The following is an 18341-nucleotide window of genomic DNA, read 5'->3' on the forward strand; positions in this document are numbered from 1 at the left end:
AACAGACAGATTGCCTGTCAGGCGAACTGCACGCCTGCATAGCGAGCCAGTCACCTCGATGCTTTCGAAAGGAGCGAGGGGGTGACTGGTTTTTGCTGTCTCTTGTGATCCGCGAAATTTCGCGAGCCTGGCTCGCTCCTGCATAGTGTGTAGCTGCTGTTATGAAAACACCGCTCTGGTTCCCGCAAAGCTTTTTCTCCCGCACCTTGTGGCTGGTCCTCATCGTCGTGCTGTTTTCCAAAGCGTTGACCCTGGTTTATCTTTTGATGAACGAGGACGTGCTGGTTGACCGTCAGTACAGCCACGGCGTGGCCCTGACCTTGCGGGCGTACTGGGCGGCGGACGAAAGCGACCGGCAGACCATCGCCGATGCGGCCGGTCTGATTCGCGTCGTGGGCGGCGGTGTTCCGGAGGGTGAGCAGCACTGGCCTTATTCGGAGATCTATCAGCGGCAGATGCAGGACGAACTGGGCGCCGACACCGAAGTTCGCCTGCGCGTTCATGCACCACCTGCGTTGTGGGTGCGAGCGCCCAGCCTCGGCGATGGCTGGCTGAAAGTCCCGTTGTATCCCCATCCGTTGCGTGGTCAGAAAATCTGGAGCGTGCTGGGCTGGTTTCTGGCGATTGGCCTGTTATCCACTGCGTCAGCCTGGATTTTTGTCAGTCAGCTCAACCAGCCTCTCAAGCGTCTGGTCTTTGCCGCACGTCAGCTGGGGCAGGGGCGCAGCGTGCGATTGCCCGTCAGTGATACGCCCAGCGAAATGACCGAGGTCTATCGCGCGTTCAACCAGATGGCCGAAGACGTCGAGCAGGCAGGGCAGGAGCGGGAGTTGATGCTGGCGGGCGTCTCTCATGACCTGCGGACGCCGTTGACGCGTCTGCGGTTATCGCTGGAATTGATGCCCAAGGACAATGAATTCATGGACGGGATGGTGCGCGACATTGAGGATATGGACGCCATCCTCGATCAGTTCCTGGCCTTCATCCGTGATGGTCGCGACGAAGAGGTCGAGGAGGTCAACCTCGTCGATTTGGTTCACGAAGTCGTTGCACCTTATAACAGCCCGGTCGAGCAGGTGCGCTTGTGCCTGGAGTCGATCCCGCCGTTCCCGCTGCGCCGGGTTTCCATGAAGCGCCTGCTCAATAACCTCATCGGCAACGCGATGCACCATGCCGGTGATGGCGTCGAGGTCGCCGCTTATGTGTCTGGAGACAGCGGCGCGCCGTACGTCGTGTTGAGCGTACTGGACCGCGGCATGGGAATCGACCCGTCGGAGCTCGAAGGCATCTTCAACCCGTTCATCCGGGGTGACCGCGCCCGCAGCGGCAAGGGCACCGGACTTGGGCTGGCGATCGTCAAACGCATTGCCGCCATGCACGGCGGGAATGTGGAGTTGCGTAATCGATCGGGTGGCGGACTTGAGGCACGCGTACGCCTGCCGCTTGGTTTGATGTTGCCGCGGGATGCGGTGTAGTAGAGAAACGGCCGCATGAGGGAAGGCACGGAGAGATTCCGCCGCCTTCGCGAATAGTCTTTGTCCCCAGCGAGCTGTCCAGTGCTCTCAATTCATTGAGCCAGCAAGAAATTTAAACAGCTTTGCTAAAACGGAGCCGTTTTTGGCAACCTATTTCCCTGCGCTAACCATAGATGCACAGACTTACACGTTTGATCACCTTGATCCGTTCAGTTTTTCTTTCCACAGTCAGCTGGCGAAACGCGACCTGACCATCCATGTCACGTACTCCAATCACTGCTTCAGCAGGGGTTATGTCCCGGAATATCACCTTGTAGGTGAAGCGGTGATTGGGCACGGGGCAAGGGCCAGGTTCTTCTGCGCGACGCGCTACAGGTTGTCTTTAGAGTTACCTGCAGTGGTTGCGAGTCTCAATCAGCCGCACGTCAAGGTTTGGCAAACAGCTGCTCAGCGAAACTGGGTCTACTCGATACGGATCGAGAATCCGGAAGGTCCCTATCACGTATTTTTTGAAGTCAGGCGTGCTGCGAGTGATAGGCCGCAAGACCTGAATCTTGTCGTGGAGAGCGCTTATCACCAGACTGAAGCAGCGCCAAAGGTTTTTGGACGCATGGGGTTCATGTTGCTTTGCAGCAAAATTTATTTACGCCAACCGATCACGACCAAACGCTAGCGACATAAACGAAAAAAGACGCTCCAGGCGTCTTTTTCGTAATCGGTAAAGCAGATCCGGACACCACTTACGAACCGCCTTGCGCGGTTACGGCTTTCGCCGATGGGAAGCGCTCAATCTCATCCGGTCAGTCGCTTCGATGGCGTCCATGGTAATAGGCGTTGCCCATATCGTCAATCTGACGAATCAGCCCTTACCCTTCGTCCGTGTCATGTGCGGTCCACCGTTTTTCTCGATGTACTGAATGATCATCCCCGCCACGTCCTTGCCGGTGGTGGTTTCGATGCCTTCCAGGCCTGGCGAGGAGTTCACCTCCATCACCAGCGGGCCGTGGTTGGAGCGCAGGATGTCCACGCCCGCGACGCTCAGTCCCATGACCTTGGCGGCACGGATGGCGGTCATGCGTTCTTCCGGCGTGATCTTGATCAGGCTGGCTGTGCCGCCCCGGTGCAGGTTTGAGCGGAACTCGCCGGGTTTGGCCTGGCGCATCATCGACGCGATGACCTTGTCCCCTACCACGAAGCAGCGAATATCTGCGCCACCGGCTTCCTTGATGTACTCCTGAACCATGATGTCCTGCTTGAGGCCCATGAAGGCTTCGATCACGGATTCCGCTGCGGTTGCTGTTTCGCACAGCACCACGCCGATGCCCTGAGTGCCTTCCAGCACTTTGATCACCAGCGGCGCACCGTTGACCATCTGGATAAGGTCCGGGATGTCGTCGGGAGAATGCGCGAAACCGGTCACGGGCAAGCCGATACCGCGCCGAGACAGCAGCTGCAGCGAGCGCAGTTTGTCCCGTGAGCGGGCGATGGCGACGGATTCGTTCAGCGGAAACACGCCCATCATTTCGAACTGACGCAACACGGCGCAACCGTAGAAGGTCACGGAAGCACCGATCCGCGGGATGACCGCGTCAAAGCCTTCCAGGGGTTTTCCTCGGTAGTGAATCTGCGGCTTATGACTGGCAATGTTCATATAGGCGCGCAGGGTATCGATCACCACGACCTCGTGGCCACGCTGAATACCAGCTTCGACCAGGCGACGAGTTGAATACAGACGCGGGTTTCGCGAAAGCACAGCGATCTTCATGCAACACCTGTGGCAGAGGAATTAGAGGCCGGAAACACCGGCTTGTCCTGAACATAAGTAATGCCCGGATTGACCACCAACTGGCCGTCAATCAGGGCTTTGGAACCCAGTAACAATCGGTAGCGCATGGCCTTGCGGCACGCCAGCGTGAACTCCACCGGCCAGACGCGATCACCCAGCGCCAGCGTCGTGCGAATCACATAACGCACCTGTGCGTGACCGTTGGAGCTTTTGATGGTTTTCATCGCCACCAGTTGAGCCTCGCAACGTCGATGGCGCAGTTGCACCACCGTGCCCAGATGCGCGTTGAAGCGCACCCATTTCTCGCCGTCGCGTTCGAAGGGTTCGATTTCCGTGGCGTGCAGACTGGACGTGCTGGCCCCGGTGTCGATCTTCGCGCGCAGACCGGCAACCCCCAAGTTGGGCAGCGCCACCCATTCGCGAAGGCCGATGACAGTGAGATGGTCGAATGTTTTCAAAGCGATTCCGTACGTTGCGCGTTCTGCCTGACACCAGATTCAAGCTGGGCCAATGCCTTGGATGCAGCGCTGACAACCCGTGTCCTGCATCAGAAAATTCCGCAGTCGACGAAAAGGTCCCGTTAACAGGCGTACGCGACGCCTGACCGGTGACTCTAACGCTCAACTCGGTCCACATTGTGACAATCCCGGGAACGATAGCCTGATGAACACCAGAACGCATTCCCTCACTTGCAAGCGGGGGATTCTAACCAAGGCTTGAGATTACTGCGTGCTCGGCGTTGCGTAGTACAGTTCTGACTATCACCAGATCGAGGAATTCAGATGACACAAAAGTCGGATGAGGATGACAAGGTTCGCTTGGACAAATGGCTGTGGGCTGCGCGTTTTTTCAAAACGCGTGCGCTGGCCAAAGCTGCAATCGAAAGCGGCAAGGTGCATTGCCGGGGCGAACGGTGCAAACCGGGCAAGGAGCCCCGTGTTGGCGACGAGTTTCAGATCCGGGCGGGGTTCGATGAGCGCACCGTGGTGGTCAAGGCGTTGTCAATCGTGCGTCGTGGGGCTCCGGAAGCTCAACTGCTTTACAGCGAAACCCCGGAAAGCCTGGCCAAGCGCGAGCAGGCGGCCGAGATGCGCAAGGCGGGCAGCCTGGGCGTCACGACCGATGGCAAACCCACCAAGAAGCAGCGCCGCCAATTGTTCCAGTTTCATTCCGGGGATGATTGAGCCGGTGGCAAACTCATTTCTGGTGACTGAACGGACTGTGGGAGTGAATTCACTCCCACAGTACAAGCGCTGGCTGAGCGTTACGAGCTTAAACGCGAGCCCCAGGTTTCATGATGCTCAGGCAACGAATCAACGGTAGGCGGCCAAACAGATTGAAGATCGGTTCCGTCACGCGCAGCAGGAACCGGGTCGCGATCGCCGCAAAGGGCGTGTAGCAACTCCAGCCCAACGCCAGCAGTGCGATCATCACGCCGCCGATGTAGTCGTCCTGTCCCCAATGCGCGCCGGCCACTAAGCGCGGCATCATGAACAGCAAAGCGAGAGCCCAGATAATCACGCGTTGACCGATTGAGCAGCTATAGACAGTCATGAACATCGCCCAGATCAGCAACACCGAGGCATGGTCGCCCGGGAAGCTCTGGCTGGATCGGTCTTTGAGCTGCCATTTGTCTTCGAGGGTCGGGAACACTTCGCTGAGTTTGATGGCGTTAGGGATCACCACCGACGCGCTGTCATGCTGCAGCGAGGAGTGATCGATGATTTTGGAAAAGACCGTACGGATGATCAGCAGCAGGATCAGCGTCAGCACGAAGCCAATCAGGGCTGCACGGGTCTGAACGGTCTTGAACACCCAATCACCTTTGATCAGCAGCATCAGCAGGATCAGGCCGACCACGATATCGAAGGGGCGCATACTGGCAACTGTCCAGGTCCAGAGCCACACTTTGTTTTCCAGCAATGGCCGATTCAGCAGATGGAAAAACCATTCGTCGAATCGGGTGAAAAGGGCATGACCCGTAGGCCAGATCCACACCAGCAGCAGCGCCAGCGCCACGAGATTACACAGCAGGAATTTTTTGGCGTTCCACTTGGGTTGGAAGAGCGCGGGATAGTCCATAAAATGCCCCCATCGGCATGACAATGCACCAAGCGGTGCTAAACCGCGTTTTATAGGCGTTTGTCATCAACTTGTCATTACTTCAGATACCTATTTTCTATGCATGATTTCCCGGATATCGATTACACCCAGCGTTTCATCTTCGACGAGAGCGACGTTCGCGGTGAGCTCGTGGCACTGGAACGCAGCTACGCCGAAGTGCTCGCCAAGCACCCGTACCCGGAGCCGGTGGCAGAATTGCTGGGCGAGATGCTCGCTGCGGCAGCCTTGCTGGTCGGTACGCTGAAGTTTGACGGCCTGCTGGTCTTGCAGGCACGGTCCCTGGGCCCAGTTTCGCTGTTGATGGTGGAATGCTCCAGTGAACGTGAGATTCGTGGCATCGCCCGTTACAACGAAAGCCTGATCACTGCGGATGCCACGCTCCAGGAGCTGATGCCTGACGGCGACCTGACCATGACCATAGACCCGCGTCAGGGTAAACGCTATCAGGGGATCGTCGGCCTGGACGGCGTCGATCTGTCGGCTTGCCTGTCCAGCTACTTCGTGATGTCCGAGCAATTGCCTACACGGTTCTGGATTAAGGCCGACGGCAAGCGCGCGCGTGGCCTGCTGCTCCAACAGTTGCCACCCGCTCGCCTCACTGACCCGGAAGAGCGCGAAGCCAGCTGGCAACACGCCAATACGCTGGTCGACACCCTGACAGCCGAAGAGCTGTTGAGCCTGAACAACGAAACCGTGCTGCACCGTCTGTTCCACGAAGATGCCGTGCGCATGTTCGATATCCAGCCGCTGGTGTTCCGTTGCAGCTGCTCGCGCGAACGTTCGGCCAACGCTCTGGTCAGTCTTGGTCTGGAAGATGCACAGCAGTTGGTGATCGAGCACAACGGCACCGTTGAGATCGATTGCCAGTTCTGCAACCAGCGCTACCTTTTCGACGCAACCGATGTAGCGCAGCTGTTCGCAGGCGGTGGAGTCGATACGCCGTCGGACACCCGTCACTGATGTAGTTTTTATGTAGTGCCGGGACCGGGCTGAATGGTTTCCGCCCAGCGGGCCGCGTTCTTCATTATGTAGTTCTGACAGGAGGGCCCTACCTTTTTTGGGCTTTTCTGGCATAATCCGGCCCACTTTTCAGCTGTAGTAGTTTGGGTTTTTCTACTACAAAACGTTTGGAGCACTCGGCCAGCGGGCCGACGGGGAATCTCATGACGCAAGCCAATAACGCCGTTCACACCGATCTCAGTGTCGACGATCTGGTTAAAGAAGCCCTCAAACGCGAAGAAGGCGTCCTGTCCGATACTGGCGCACTCGTCGTGGAAACTGGCCATCGCACCGGTCGTTCGCCAGTTGATCGCTTCATCGTTGAAGAACCATCCACTCAGGACGCTATCGCCTGGGGCCCGATCAACCGCAAGTTTCCTGCCGACAAGTTCGATGCCCTGTGGGCGCGTGTCGAGGCATTCAACAACGCTCAGGAACACTTCGTCTCCCACGTTCACGTAGGCGCTGCCGAGGATCACTACCTCGCCGTCAAGATGACCACCCAGACCGCCTGGCAAAACCTGTTCGGTCGTTGCCTGTTCATTAACCCGGCCCAGTACAACCCTGCTGGTCGCCAGGAATGGCAGGTTCTGAACGTCGCCAACTTCGAATGCGTTCCAGAGCGTGACGGCACCAACTCCGACGGTTGCGTCATCCTCAACTTCGCACAGAAAAAAGTGCTGATCGCAGGCATGCGTTACGCCGGCGAGATGAAGAAAGCGATGTTCTCGGTGCAGAACTTCCTGCTCCCTGCCGCAGATGTGCTGCCAATGCACTGCGCTGCCAACATCGGTGAAGAGGGCGATGTGACCCTGTTCTTCGGTCTGTCCGGCACGGGTAAAACCACCCTGTCTGCAGACGAGAGCCGTTACCTGATCGGTGACGACGAGCACGGCTGGGGCGAAGGCGTTGTGTTCAACATCGAAGGCGGTTGCTATGCCAAGTGCATCGACCTCTCCGAGAAGAACGAGCCTGTCATCTGGAAAGCCATCAAGCACGGCGCCGTGCTGGAAAACGTCGTCCTGGACGCCAACGGCCACGCCGACTACGCAGACGGCAGCCTGACCCAGAACAGCCGCGCGGCCTACCCGCTGGAGCACGTTGAAAAACGCTCCGAGAAGAACCTGGGCGGCGAGCCAAACGCTGTGATCTTCCTGACCTGCGACCTGACCGGCGTTCTGCCGCCAGTGTCGATCCTCAGCGAAGAACAAGCGGCTTACCACTTCCTGTCGGGTTACACCGCGCTGGTCGGTTCGACCGAAATGGGCTCGGGCGCTGGCATCAAGTCGACCTTCTCCACCTGCTTCGGCGCGCCGTTCTTCCCGCGTCCGGCTGGCGAATACGCCGAGCTGCTGATCAAGCGTATCCGCGGCTTCGGCTCCAAGGTCTACCTGGTCAACACCGGCTGGACCGGCGGCGGCTACGGCGTCGGCAAGCGCTTCAACATCCCGACCACGCGTGGCGTTATTGCAGCCATCCAGAGCGGCGCGCTGATCGGTGCAGAAACCGAGCACCTGGACACCGTCAACCTGAACGTACCGAAGTCGGTTCCAGGCGTCGACACCGCACTGCTCAACCCGCGCAATACCTGGGCTGACAAAGCAGCGTACGACGAAGCCGCCAAAGCGCTGGCCAGTCTGTTCATCGAGAACTTCAAGAAGTTCGACGTGAGCGACGCGATCAAGGCAGCCGGTCCCAAGCTGTAAGCGTGGATTCTGCTGAATAAAAAACCGCCCCTCGGGGCGGTTTTTTTATGTTCGCGTTTCGATATGTGATGGCGTGATGCGGATGTGCGCTTCTGCCCAGCGGGCGTGGGCGCTTTCGGAGGTTATGAGAACTGCGATGCGGTGGGTCAGTGAGAGCGATGTTGCGTGAACGAGTGCATTCGCCAGCAAGCCGGTTCGCACAAATTGAGGTCTGCCACTAACCCCCACAACGCCGCAATCCCTGTAGGAGCAGTCCGAGGTTACGAGGGCCGCGAACGCGGTGTGTCATTCACCGATGAGGCCGCTGACCCCCGCATTCGCCAGCAAGCTCGCCCCCACAGGTCTGATGGCTGCCTCAAATCCCAGGAACGCCGAAGTCCCTGTGGGAAACGTCCGAAGTTACGAGCGTATGGGCCGCGCTTCGGACGATGCGGTGGGGCAATGTCACCCCGCTTTGTTCGTCACCGGAAAATCCTGGGTGATGTCGAAGCTGCCTTTGGCGACGACGCTCTTGGCGTTGCACAGTTTTGCATCGAAGCCAGGGTGGCGCTCGCCGTGCTCGGCGGCGTAGGCCGCGGCTTCTCTGGTGCACTCGTCGGTGGGCTGTTCCGGGGAAAGGGCGGCGTTGAACTGGAAGGTGCCAACGAGGCGGTAGCGATCCAGCAGCTTGTTGCTGGAGGTCAGTTTTTCGATTTTGCTGAAGTCGAGTTTGACGTTGCTGTTGGCGCCGCCTTTGTCGGTGTCGAAGTATTGGTAGTACGAGCCGGTATCATAAGAAGCGCTGTTTTCATCGTGGGCGACTTCCACGCGACCGCCCTGGAACATGATGGCCTGCTTTTCCTGATCGGGATTATCGAACGAGAAACCCAGGATCGGGCCTATGCTGACTTCGTTGCGATCGCCTTCGGCCTCCTGATCCGCGCTCAGGGTCAGCCAGTTCGCGCCAGGCAGCTTGCCGGGCAAGAAACCCACACCGACCGCATCGCCTTTGGCTTCGTAATGCAGGTTCAACGCCCCGCTGACATCCACCGTCATCGACTTCGACAAGCCCCGAGCGTCGGCCGAGGCGCTGCTAGTCTTGGGGGCTTCCTTGTCGCCGCAGCCAGCGAGTGCGGCAATGAATGCGGTCAGCAATAGCGGTAGGTAATGTTGGCGGGTCATGACGTTTTCCTGAAGTGATCGGCGTGAAGGCCTCTGCTTGGCGGAAGGTATGACCGCGGAATCAGCCAGTGGGTCAATGGTCGCGGAATAAACAATGAAAAAACCGCCCGATGACTGGGCGGTTTTCTCTGGAAACGGGGGCGCGGCGGACCATGTTCGATGGCTTGAACAGACCGACCTCAACGCATGACTCGTTAAACGTTTATGTACAGTCGTTAACGGTGAAACGTGTTACTTCAGAATAACGTTGTAGGCGTCGTTGCCTTTCGCAAGTGCGGCGGCCAATCCCTCTTTCGGATTAAGAGGCAGGCCGGTGACTTTTCCAAATGCAACGCTTTTACCGTTATGGATGACAGAGCGTTCATTGGCCGTGTGTTCCGTCAGCCCTGTATAAGATTGACTGCGCATTTTCACAAAGTCGCTGTCGTGCATGACGATGCTCTGGTGAAGATTGCTGACATCCACTGCTGACAGATTCATCGTCTTCGTCAGTTTTGTGCCCCATCGAGTGAGGCAAACTTCTGCATAGTGCCTGACCAGCTTGCCAGGCTCGTTCAGCGCACCAGGGCCCGACGCGCCGCTCAACGACGCATTGCCCACCAGCGTGGCGTGCCTTCCCGCCATGGGGAAGATACTCACTTGAGTGGAGGCGACCGTTTTCGGAATCACGCAGGCAAATCCCTTGGAGCGTTCATCGCGCGCATAAAAAGCGACGTACTGTTTCACATTGCTGCTTAACGAAATCTTTTCGAGCTGCGTGTTCAAAGGACCCGGAACAGGATCTACCACGAAAATGTTAACGGGAATCTTCCGGAGCACGGGATCGGCCAGCAATGCATTGGCCAGCATATGGCAGCTGACGCCGCCCCGGCTCCAGCCCACCAGGTTGATCTGAGTCGGGATGATCCCGCCTTTGCGGTGGGTCTTGATGATTTGTTCTTGCAATTGCTGCTGGCTGACTTTGCGGTTGCCAAAGTCATAGTGTCGCCACAGCCAGGAGTCGGTCTCTTCGACCTTATGAATCGGTAAACCCGCGTTTTTCAACCGAACATATTCCGCTTCAGTGAGCTTGGTCCGCTGCCAGTCAAATTTCCCTTTCACGATATTGACCGCATGTTGCACATTTTCATGCCAGCCTTTACCGAAGGCCGTTCCTGTCCAGCCGTAGCTCTTGGGCTCGGTGAACAGTTCGTCAGCCTGCAAGTTGCCGCTGCCGGGACCGTTCACCACGATCCAGTCGGCGAATTCCCGACTACCCATGTTATTGGCCAGTGTGGAAATCAGTTCGCCGTTCCAGTAGTTGTCGTGAATCGAGTCATATTTTGTGGAGCCTGTTCCACAAAAGAAAATAGTAAATACCGCCATGTTTCTAACCTCATGTGTGTTTAGGAATCATGAGGTTAGTTTAATTAACAGAGCGTTTGTGGCTGTACTGTGTTACCTGATGTTGAGCCGCGTTGATCTGTCCGCTTACCGTATTTTATTAGTTTGCCTGATATGTCCGCGCCGCCTCGCAATACTGTTCCTGCGCCAACTTGTTTTTCTCGTCCTTGTCCTTGGCAACGCGTTTGGTCCAGTCACTGCACATATCTTTTAAAAACGGCGTAGCGGCGCGGCGGCATTCGCGGTATTCAACGCTGTCGCTTTTGAAGTTCATGCACACGCTGCTGTTGTCGATGTGGTTGTTGTAAATGCGATAGCGCGCTTCATAGCGGTTGCGGCCGTCTATTTCGCGGATGAACACCCCCGCGACTTCGTAATGGCGGCCAGTATCGGCTTTCGGTTTGGCCGCGGAAGATTTGTACTGCGCCATGTAGCGGTCGGACACCATGCCTTGAGGGCGCGGAGCGTTATAGTCCGTCGGCTGTGCGTCGCCAAAGCGGCAGTTGATGACGTCGCGATCAATCACATTGCCGTCTTTCAGACAGTTATCCAGTGGTTGGGTGGTTGCGGGTTGCGCCGGTTCAAGTTTGGGCGCGACATAGACGACTTGCTCGGTTGTGCGTAACTCCGCTGTCGGTGTGACCGATGCCGGCGCTTCCTGGAGTTCGGCAGACGGCGTTGGCGCCATGACCACTTTCGGTGGTTTCTGCGTGTGAAACATCTGGATGACGAGATAGATAATCGCTCCCAGCAATGCCAGACAAATGAGAATGCTGCTGAGAGGCCAACTGGTCTTTGCGGGTGCGACTTTTCGTTTTGCTGGGTGGGATCCGAGCACGACATCGAACTGGTCGGGTGTCAGACGCTGTATGACGGTGAGCCCGTCGTCCTTTGGCGGTGGGGTGGGCTGCATTGCCTCTCCTTGGCATGTCGCGCGTTTCTGGCAGTTCTCTGGACCTGTGCGAACGGGCGACATAAAACGTAACGTGTGTGGCGGCGAGGTTAAACGCCGCGATGTTGTTTTGCTAGTACAACGTATCAATGCCGTATCGGGTCTGTATCCTGTTTGGCATTTCTGTAACGGTTTCGGTGTACAGCGCCCAAACCCACCGCGTTAAGGTGGCTTACCTTTGCGACGGTCCATGGAGTGGCAGCTATGCATCAAACCCTTGAGCAGGTTTTCGGTTATCGGCAGTTTCGTGCCGGACAAGAGGCCGCGATCAGTGCGGTGTTGGCGGGGCGTTCTGCGGCTGCGATCTTCCCCACGGGCTCGGGCAAGTCGCTGTGTTATCAGTTGCCTGCGTTGCTGCTGCCGCACCTGACCCTCGTGGTGTCGCCGCTGCTGGCGCTGATTCAGGATCAGTTGGCTTTCTTGCAGCGTCATGGCATTGCGGCCGCGAGTATCGATTCGGCGCAGAGTCGCGATGAGGTCGCAGACGTCATGTCGCGTGCACGATCAGGCGAGCTCAAAATCCTCATGATCTCGGTCGAGCGCCTGAAGAACGAGCGCTTCAGGCACTTCATCGCGCAAGTGCCGATCTCGTTGCTGGTGGTCGATGAGGCGCACTGCATTTCGGAGTGGGGCCATAACTTCCGGCCCGACTACCTCAAGCTTCCGGACTACCAGCGCGAGTTCAAGATCCCCCAGGCGTTGCTGCTGACCGCTACCGCCACGCCACACGTCATCGACGATATGCAAAGCAAATTCGCCATTGCCCCCGACGATGTGGTGACGACTGGCTTCTATCGAGCCAATCTGACCTTACGCGTCGAGCCGACGCCTGGCCGCGACAAGCGTCGTCGTCTGGTGCAATGGCTTGGCGAACGCGCCGGACAGCCGAGCATCGTCTACGTCACGCTGCAAAAGACAGCGGAATTCGTCGCCGCTCATCTGGCGCAAAATGGCATTCCGGCGCATGCCTATCACGCCGGACTGCCCCACGATAAGCGTGAGTCCATTCAACGGCAGTTCATGGACGGGCGGCTGAATTGCATCGTTGCCACCATCGCGTTCGGCATGGGCATCGACAAGAGCGATATTCGCAACGTCGTGCATTTCGACCTGCCCAAATCCATTGAGAACTACAGTCAGGAGATCGGTCGGGCGGGGCGCGATGGTGCCGTCTCGGAGTGCCTGGTGCTGGCCAACCGCGACAGCCTGAATGTCCTGGAGAACTTTGTGTACGGGGACACGCCTGAGCGCGAAGGTATTGCTCGGGTGCTGGACGACTTGCTCAATGCGCGTAACGACGGGCAGTGGGAGTTTTTGCTGTTGCCGCTCTCGGAGATGAGCAACATTCGCCAGTTGCCGCTCAAGACCCTTCTGGTGCAACTGGAGCTGCGAGGGATCATTGCGCCGCGTTATGCCTACTTCGCCGAATACCGGTTCAAGTACCTGATCGAACCGCACGAACTCGTGGCACGTTTCCAGGGTGAACGGCAGCAGTTCGTGCAAGCCTTGGTCGAAACCTCCAGTCGCGCACGCACGTGGGCCACCGTTAATTTCGACGCGATGTATCAGCAGTATCAAGCGGAGCGCTCACGGGTTGTCACGGCGCTGGATTTCTTTCAGGAGAAGGGCTGGATCGAGCTTGAAAGCAAGCAGATGACGGAGGTGTACAGCCTGTTGGTGAGTGACTTCGATGCAAAGGCGCTGAGCGAGGAGCTGCATGATTATTTCCTGCACCACGAAACGACCGAAGTCGCGCGCATCCACGCCATGCTGGATCTGTTTGCCAGTGAGCAGTGTTTGAGCCATCGTCTGGCGCAATATTTCGGCGACGCCCGGGCGCCCGAGCGCTGCGGGCATTGTTCGGTGTGTGCCGGTCAGGTGGCTCGCCTGCCCGAGCCTCCGGCCCTGCTGCCCCTGGAGCAGCAAAGCTTCGAAGCGCTATGTAGCGATTTCGTCGGGCGGCATCGCGAGGCGCGAGGTCATGATCCCAGCGCTGAATGCGTGACGCGGTTTCTCTGCGGCATCAGCGTGCCGCTGTTCACCAAGCTCAAGGCAAGAAGCATCGCCGGGTTTGCCGTGCTTGAGGACTACCCCTACGCCTCGGTGCGGGATTGGGTGCTCAGTCACTCATGACTGTTTGCCGTTTCCACCGAATTCATTGACAGCAGAGGAAAGACTGAATGTCTCAACCGACCCCGCAACGTGCCGACTATCGCCATTTCCAGCCCATCACCACCCGCTGGCATGACAACGACATTTACGGGCACGTGAATAACGTCACCTACTACAGCTTTTTCGACAGCGCGGTGAACGGTTATCTGATCGAGCGCGGCGGGCTGGATATACACGACGGGGAGGTGGTCGGGTTTGTGGTCAGTTCGTCCTGCGACTACTTTGCGTCGATCGCGTATCCGGACCTGATCGAGGTAGGTTTACGCGTGGGCAAGCTGGGCAACAGTTCGGTGCAATACGAGCTGGCTGTCTTCAAGGCAGGCGAGGATGAAGCGTGTGCGGCAGGGCGTTTCGTTCATGTATTCGTGGATCGAGCGTCGAATCAGCCGGTGGCGATTCCTGCCGGGTTGCGTGAGGCGATGGAGCAATTGGTCGTCTGAAACGACACCGGCCGCAGATAAGCGGCCGGTGTGAAGGTGTTACGTGCGTTGCGCTGACTGTCAGCGATGACGCCAGCCGCGATGACGGCCGTGATCGTGATGACGGGGGCCATGGCCATGGCGGTAGTCACGGCGGTCGCCACGGTAGCCACGACGGTAATCGTCGTCATGGCGGCTTTGCTCGCCCATGTAGTTGCCCAGTGCGCCGCCGGCTCCACCGCCCGCTGCTGCGCCGATCAGGCTGCCGGTGCTGCCACCGACGCTGCGGCCGATGACGTTACCGCCTGCTGCGCCAAGGCCACCGCCAATGGCCGCTTCGGTACGGTTGTGACGGTTTGCACCGACGGCACCGCCGGCTGCGCCACCAAGGCCCGCGCCAATTGCGGATCCGGTGCTGCCGCCAATCTGCTGGCCAACAACCGAACCCAGTACCCCACCCAATGCGCCGCCCACACCGGCCGTCACGTTGTCGCCAGCGGAGGCGAAACCAGTGGCCAGGGAGAGGGACAACAACAGAATCGAGGAATACTTCATGTATGGATGCTCGTAGGGATGACGACGCGATCCTGCAATCATGAAGAAAATGTCACAATCGAAATCCGACGAATAACACGACTTGTATACAAATCACTAAGTGATTGTTTTTAGGCGGGAACTTAAGCTGAAACATTGAGTCATAGACTACTTCACACAGGCCCGAATCATGCGATTCGGGCCTTTTTTGTGGGCGAATGAATGATCGGCTTGTAGGGCGTTTCACTCAATTGGCTGGGAATACGACGCTGTGAGTTTAGGAGTGAGCTTGCTCTGGGCCGCAGTCGGACGATTGCGATTTGTCTTTACCCGTCGCGGCGACTGACAAACAGCTTCGTCCGAGTGCGGCCCAGACCAGGCGCGCTCCTACAAGGGATTAGACAATTCGTGCCGTTTCGCTATGCCGCTCCAGCTTGATCGCCACGAATTTCGACGTCGGTGTGTGGCTGCCGTCGCCCACGCTTTCCAGTGGCACCAACGGGTTGACCTCCGGGTAGTAAGCCGCCGCCTGGCCGGCTGGAATGTCGAAAGGCAGCAACGTGAAGCCTTTAACCCGGCGCTCGATGTCGTCGCCCCAAATCGAAACGATGTCCGCTTTCTGGCCAGGGACGAAGCCCAGACGGATGATGTCGGCCTCGTTGAGGAACATCACGTCGCGCTGGCCTTTTACGCCGCGATAACGGTCGTCCAGCCCATAAATGGTGGTGTTGTACTGATCGTGGGACCGCATGGATTGCATGATCAAATCCGGCACGATGCCCGTCCCGCGGATGCTTTCGTGGACCAGATCGCTCGGCAGCACATTCGACTTGAAGTTGGCGCGCGCACTCGGCGTGTTCCACTTGCGCGAACCTGCGGAGTTCCCCAGATAGAAACCGCCCGGGTTCTTGATCTTCTCGTTGAAGTCCTTGAACGCCGGGATGGTGTCGGCGATCAGGTCGCGGATGCGGCTGTAATCTTCCACCAGCCACAGCCAGTCCACCGGCTGCTTGCCCAGTGTGGCGTTGGCGATACCGGCCAGGATCGCAGGCTCCGAGCGCATGTGGCGCGACAGCGGCTTGAGCTGGCCGTTGGACGCGTGAACCATGCTGAAGGAGTCTTCCACGGTCACTGCTTGCGGGCCGTCAGCCTGGATATCGATGTCGGTGCGACCGAAGCACGGCAGGATCAACGCTTCCTTGCCGTGGGTCAGATGGCTGCGGTTTAGCTTGGTGCTGATTTGCACGGTCAGGTCGCAGTTGCGCAGCGCTTCGAACGTGCGTGGGCTGTCCGGTGTGGCTTGCGCAAAGTTGCCGCCCAGGCCGATGAAGACTTTCGAACGACCTTCGAGCATCGCGTGAATCGCTTCGACCACGTTGTGGCCGTTGTCGCGTGGCACTTTGAACTGGAAACGTTTTTCCAGGGCATCGAGGAAGAACGCCGGTGGGCGCTCGTTGATGCCCATGGTGCGGTCGCCCTGCACGTTGCTGTGGCCACGCACCGGGCACAAACCGGCGCCCGGCCTGCCGATATTGCCGCGCAGCAGCATCAGGTTGGCGACTTCCTGAATGGTTGGCACCGAGTGACGATGTTGAGTGATGCCCATCGCCCAGCACATGATCACGTTCTTGCCTTTGGCGTACATGCGCGCAGAGCGCTCGATGTCCGCCAGCGGCAAGCCGGATTGCTCGACGATGAATTCCCAGGAGGTGTCATCGACAACAGCCAGGTAGTCCAGCACGCCGTCGGTGTGCTCGTTGAGGAAAGCGTGATCGAACACCGCGGGTGCATTATTGGCTTGAGCCTCTCGCTCCCATTGCAGCAGGAACTTGGCCATGCCGCGCAGCAGCGCCATGTCGCCGCCTAACGCAGGGCGGAAGTAGGCGGTGTTGGTCGGTTCGGAACCGTTACTGAGCATTTCCAGCGGATGCTGCGGGTGCTGGAAGCGTTCCAGCCCGCGCTCTTTGAGCGGGTTGACGCACACCACTTGGGCGCCGCGTTGAACGGCTTCACGCAGGGGTTCTAGCATGCGCGGGTGGTTGGTGCCCGGGTTCTGACCCAGCACGAAAATCGCGTCGGCATGTTCGAAGTCGTCGAAGGTCACGGTGCCTTTGCCGACGCCCACGCTTTGCGACAGGGCAACGCCGCTGGCTTCGTGGCACATGTTCGAGCAGTCGGGGAAATTGTTGGTGCCATAGGCGCGCACGAACAACTGGTACAGGTAGGCGGCTTCGTTGCTTGCCCGACCCGAGGTATAGAACTCGGCCATGTTCGGGCTTGGCAGGTTGTTGAGGTGTTTGGCGATCAGCGCGAACGCATCGTCCCACGCGATCGGCTTGTAGCGATCGGACTCGGCGTCGTACACCATCGGTTCAGTCAGACGGCCCTGGTATTCCAGCCAGTAGTCACTTTGTTCCAGCAGCGAGCTGACACTGTAGCGGGCAAAGAACGACGGATCGACGCGGCGCTTGGTGGCTTCCCAGTTGACCGCCTTGGCGCCGTTTTCGCAGAACTTGACCATGCCGCTTTCCGGCGAGTCCCCCCAGGCGCAACCGGGGCAGTCGAAGCCGCCGTTCTGGTTGGTCTTGAGCATCATGCGCAGGTTTTTCAGTGCGTTGTCACTGGTCAGCCAGGCTTGTGTAACGCTGATCAGCGCGCCCCATCCACCGGCCGGGCCCTTGTAGGGCTTGTAACGCGGAACAGGGGTCTTGTCGGCTTGTTTGTGCATGCTCACGCTTTTTTCTCCAAGGCAGGGCTGTAAACCCGCGGCGCACTGTGTTTTGGCAAATGAATGAGGTTGAGGTTGTGACGGCGGGCCCATTGCAGCGCCAGGCCTGTGGGCGAGGACAGGCTGACAAGGGTTTGAATACCGGCACGCAGGACTTTCTGAATCAGTTCCAGGCTGCAGCGGCTGGTCACGACCGCCAGACCTCCCGTGGTCGGGATGTTCTGGCGAATCAAGGCGCCGATCAGCTTGTCGAGGGCGTTGTGGCGACCGATGTCTTCGCGGCCCATCAACAACTCGCCCTGACTGTTCATGAACATCGCCGCGTGGACGGCACCGCAGTGTTCGCCCAGCGGTTGAAATTCGCTCATGCGCTCACGCAGACCTTTCAGCCATTCGGCGGGCGGCAATGGCGCACCGGGCAGGACATTCAGTTCGGGCAGGGCCTGTTCCACGGCTTCCACGCCACACAGCCCGCAGCCGCTGGCGCCTGCCAGTTGTCGACGCTGGGTCTTGAGGTTCCAGAAGGCGCGACTGGCGATTTCGACTTCTGCGGTTTGCGCCGAGCCGCAGCCGCCGAGCTTGATGTCGTAAATCTCGTCAGGGGATTCGATGATGCCGCTGCCGATGCTGAACCCGACGATGAAGTCTTCCAGATCGGTGGGCGTCACCAGCATCACGGCCTGGCTGATGCCGTTATAGGCAATGGCCAACGCCACCTCTTCGGCGAGCACGTTAGGTTCGCAGGTGTCGTGTTCCAGGTTCGAGTAGCTGTAGGACTGGCTTGCGGCAGGCGCGGGCAGTTGTTTTGCGGGCGCCGTGCTCTCCGTGTGCTTGGAATGCATCGGGAAGTACCGGCAGAGTATTCAGACCCTAAGCCTAGGCTTCTGGTCGGATAACGTCTA

At 58.5% G+C, this 18341-nt stretch carries 16 protein-coding genes; 7 read left to right on the top strand and 9 right to left on the bottom strand.

Annotation, left to right across the window (positions count from 1 at the left end; translation table 11 throughout):
- Positions 1-161: 161 nt before the first annotated feature.
- The gene (locus ABDX87_RS15070; protein ID WP_346828604.1) at positions 162-1475 is read left to right on the top strand and encodes an ATP-binding protein; all 1314 of its coding nucleotides are present in this window, start codon (positions 162-164) and stop codon (positions 1473-1475) included.
- A 142-nt stretch (positions 1476-1617) separates the two neighbouring features.
- Positions 1618-2148: a hypothetical protein gene (locus tag ABDX87_RS15075; protein ID WP_346828605.1), complete on the top strand. Its 531-nt coding sequence runs from the start codon at positions 1618-1620 to the stop codon at positions 2146-2148.
- Between the two features lie 186 nt (positions 2149-2334).
- Here ABDX87_RS15075 and rimK read toward each other — a convergent pair whose 3' ends face one another.
- Together rimK and ABDX87_RS15085 are read right to left on the bottom strand one after the other, a co-directional pair.
- The gene (rimK, locus tag ABDX87_RS15080; protein ID WP_074757922.1) at positions 2335-3240 is read right to left on the bottom strand and encodes a 30S ribosomal protein S6--L-glutamate ligase; all 906 of its coding nucleotides are present in this window, start codon (positions 3238-3240) and stop codon (positions 2335-2337) included.
- Complete coding sequence (locus tag ABDX87_RS15085) at positions 3237-3659, bottom strand: ATP-dependent zinc protease family protein (RefSeq protein WP_431061258.1); 423 nt, start codon at positions 3657-3659, stop codon at positions 3237-3239. The genes rimK and ABDX87_RS15085 overlap by 4 nt, the downstream gene beginning before the upstream one ends.
- A 384-nt stretch (positions 3660-4043) precedes the next feature.
- Here ABDX87_RS15085 and ABDX87_RS15090 point away from each other — a divergent pair, with 384 nt between their 5' ends.
- A complete protein-coding gene (locus ABDX87_RS15090; RefSeq protein WP_074757926.1) occupies positions 4044-4445 on the top strand; it encodes an RNA-binding S4 domain-containing protein in 402 nt (133 codons plus the stop codon).
- An 88-nt stretch (positions 4446-4533) separates the two neighbouring features.
- On the opposite strand, the gene ABDX87_RS15095 is transcribed toward ABDX87_RS15090, so the two are convergent.
- The gene (locus tag ABDX87_RS15095; protein WP_346828606.1) at positions 4534-5343 is read right to left on the bottom strand and encodes a phosphatase PAP2 family protein; all 810 of its coding nucleotides are present in this window, start codon (positions 5341-5343) and stop codon (positions 4534-4536) included.
- Positions 5344-5442: 99 nt separating this feature from the next.
- Here ABDX87_RS15095 and hslO point away from each other — a divergent pair, with 99 nt between their 5' ends.
- Positions 5443-6345 carry an Hsp33 family molecular chaperone HslO gene (hslO, locus tag ABDX87_RS15100; RefSeq protein ID WP_346828607.1) on the top strand — a complete coding sequence of 301 codons (903 nt, stop codon included), beginning with the start codon at positions 5443-5445 and terminating at the stop codon, positions 6343-6345.
- A 203-nt stretch (positions 6346-6548) separates the two neighbouring features.
- Positions 6549-8090: a phosphoenolpyruvate carboxykinase gene (locus ABDX87_RS15105; RefSeq protein WP_346828608.1), complete on the top strand. Its 1542-nt coding sequence runs from the start codon at positions 6549-6551 to the stop codon at positions 8088-8090.
- A gap of 444 nt (positions 8091-8534) precedes the next feature.
- Here the strand turns inward: ABDX87_RS15105 and ABDX87_RS15110 are convergent, their stop codons facing one another.
- The 3 genes from ABDX87_RS15110 to ABDX87_RS15120 all read right to left on the bottom strand — a co-directional run bounded on the left by ABDX87_RS15110 (position 8535) and on the right by ABDX87_RS15120 (position 11547).
- A complete protein-coding gene (locus ABDX87_RS15110) occupies positions 8535-9251 on the bottom strand; it encodes a hypothetical protein (protein ID WP_346828609.1) in 717 nt (238 codons plus the stop codon).
- Between the two features lie 231 nt (positions 9252-9482).
- The gene (locus ABDX87_RS15115) at positions 9483-10616 is read right to left on the bottom strand and encodes a hypothetical protein (protein ID WP_346828610.1); all 1134 of its coding nucleotides are present in this window, start codon (positions 10614-10616) and stop codon (positions 9483-9485) included.
- A 118-nt stretch (positions 10617-10734) separates the two neighbouring features.
- Positions 10735-11547 (bottom strand): hypothetical protein, encoded by an 813-nt coding sequence (locus ABDX87_RS15120; protein WP_346828611.1) that lies wholly within the window; start codon positions 11545-11547, stop codon positions 10735-10737.
- Between the two features lie 243 nt (positions 11548-11790).
- Between ABDX87_RS15120 and ABDX87_RS15125 the strand changes: the two genes are divergently transcribed.
- Together ABDX87_RS15125 and ABDX87_RS15130 are read left to right on the top strand one after the other, a co-directional pair.
- Positions 11791-13719 (top strand): RecQ family ATP-dependent DNA helicase, encoded by a 1929-nt coding sequence (locus ABDX87_RS15125; protein WP_346828612.1) that lies wholly within the window; start codon positions 11791-11793, stop codon positions 13717-13719.
- A gap of 47 nt (positions 13720-13766) precedes the next feature.
- Positions 13767-14198 carry an acyl-CoA thioesterase gene (locus ABDX87_RS15130; RefSeq protein WP_346828613.1) on the top strand — a complete coding sequence of 144 codons (432 nt, stop codon included), beginning with the start codon at positions 13767-13769 and terminating at the stop codon, positions 14196-14198.
- 60 nt (positions 14199-14258) lie between these two features.
- Here the strand turns inward: ABDX87_RS15130 and ABDX87_RS15135 are convergent, their stop codons facing one another.
- From ABDX87_RS15135 to fdhD, 3 genes are all read right to left on the bottom strand, one after another.
- A complete protein-coding gene (locus ABDX87_RS15135; RefSeq protein ID WP_346828614.1) occupies positions 14259-14732 on the bottom strand; it encodes a glycine zipper domain-containing protein in 474 nt (157 codons plus the stop codon).
- Positions 14733-15108: 376 nt separating this feature from the next.
- Entirely contained in the window at positions 15109-17439 is a 2331-nt protein-coding gene (locus tag ABDX87_RS15140; protein ID WP_346833524.1) for an FdhF/YdeP family oxidoreductase, read from the bottom strand.
- Between the two features lie 2 nt (positions 17440-17441).
- The gene (gene fdhD, locus ABDX87_RS15145; RefSeq protein WP_346828615.1) at positions 17442-18281 is read right to left on the bottom strand and encodes a formate dehydrogenase accessory sulfurtransferase FdhD; all 840 of its coding nucleotides are present in this window, start codon (positions 18279-18281) and stop codon (positions 17442-17444) included.
- Positions 18282-18341 lie beyond the last annotated feature (60 nt).

Source organism: Pseudomonas abietaniphila (assembly GCF_039697315.1).
GTDB lineage: Bacteria > Pseudomonadota > Gammaproteobacteria > Pseudomonadales > Pseudomonadaceae > Aquipseudomonas > Aquipseudomonas abietaniphila_B.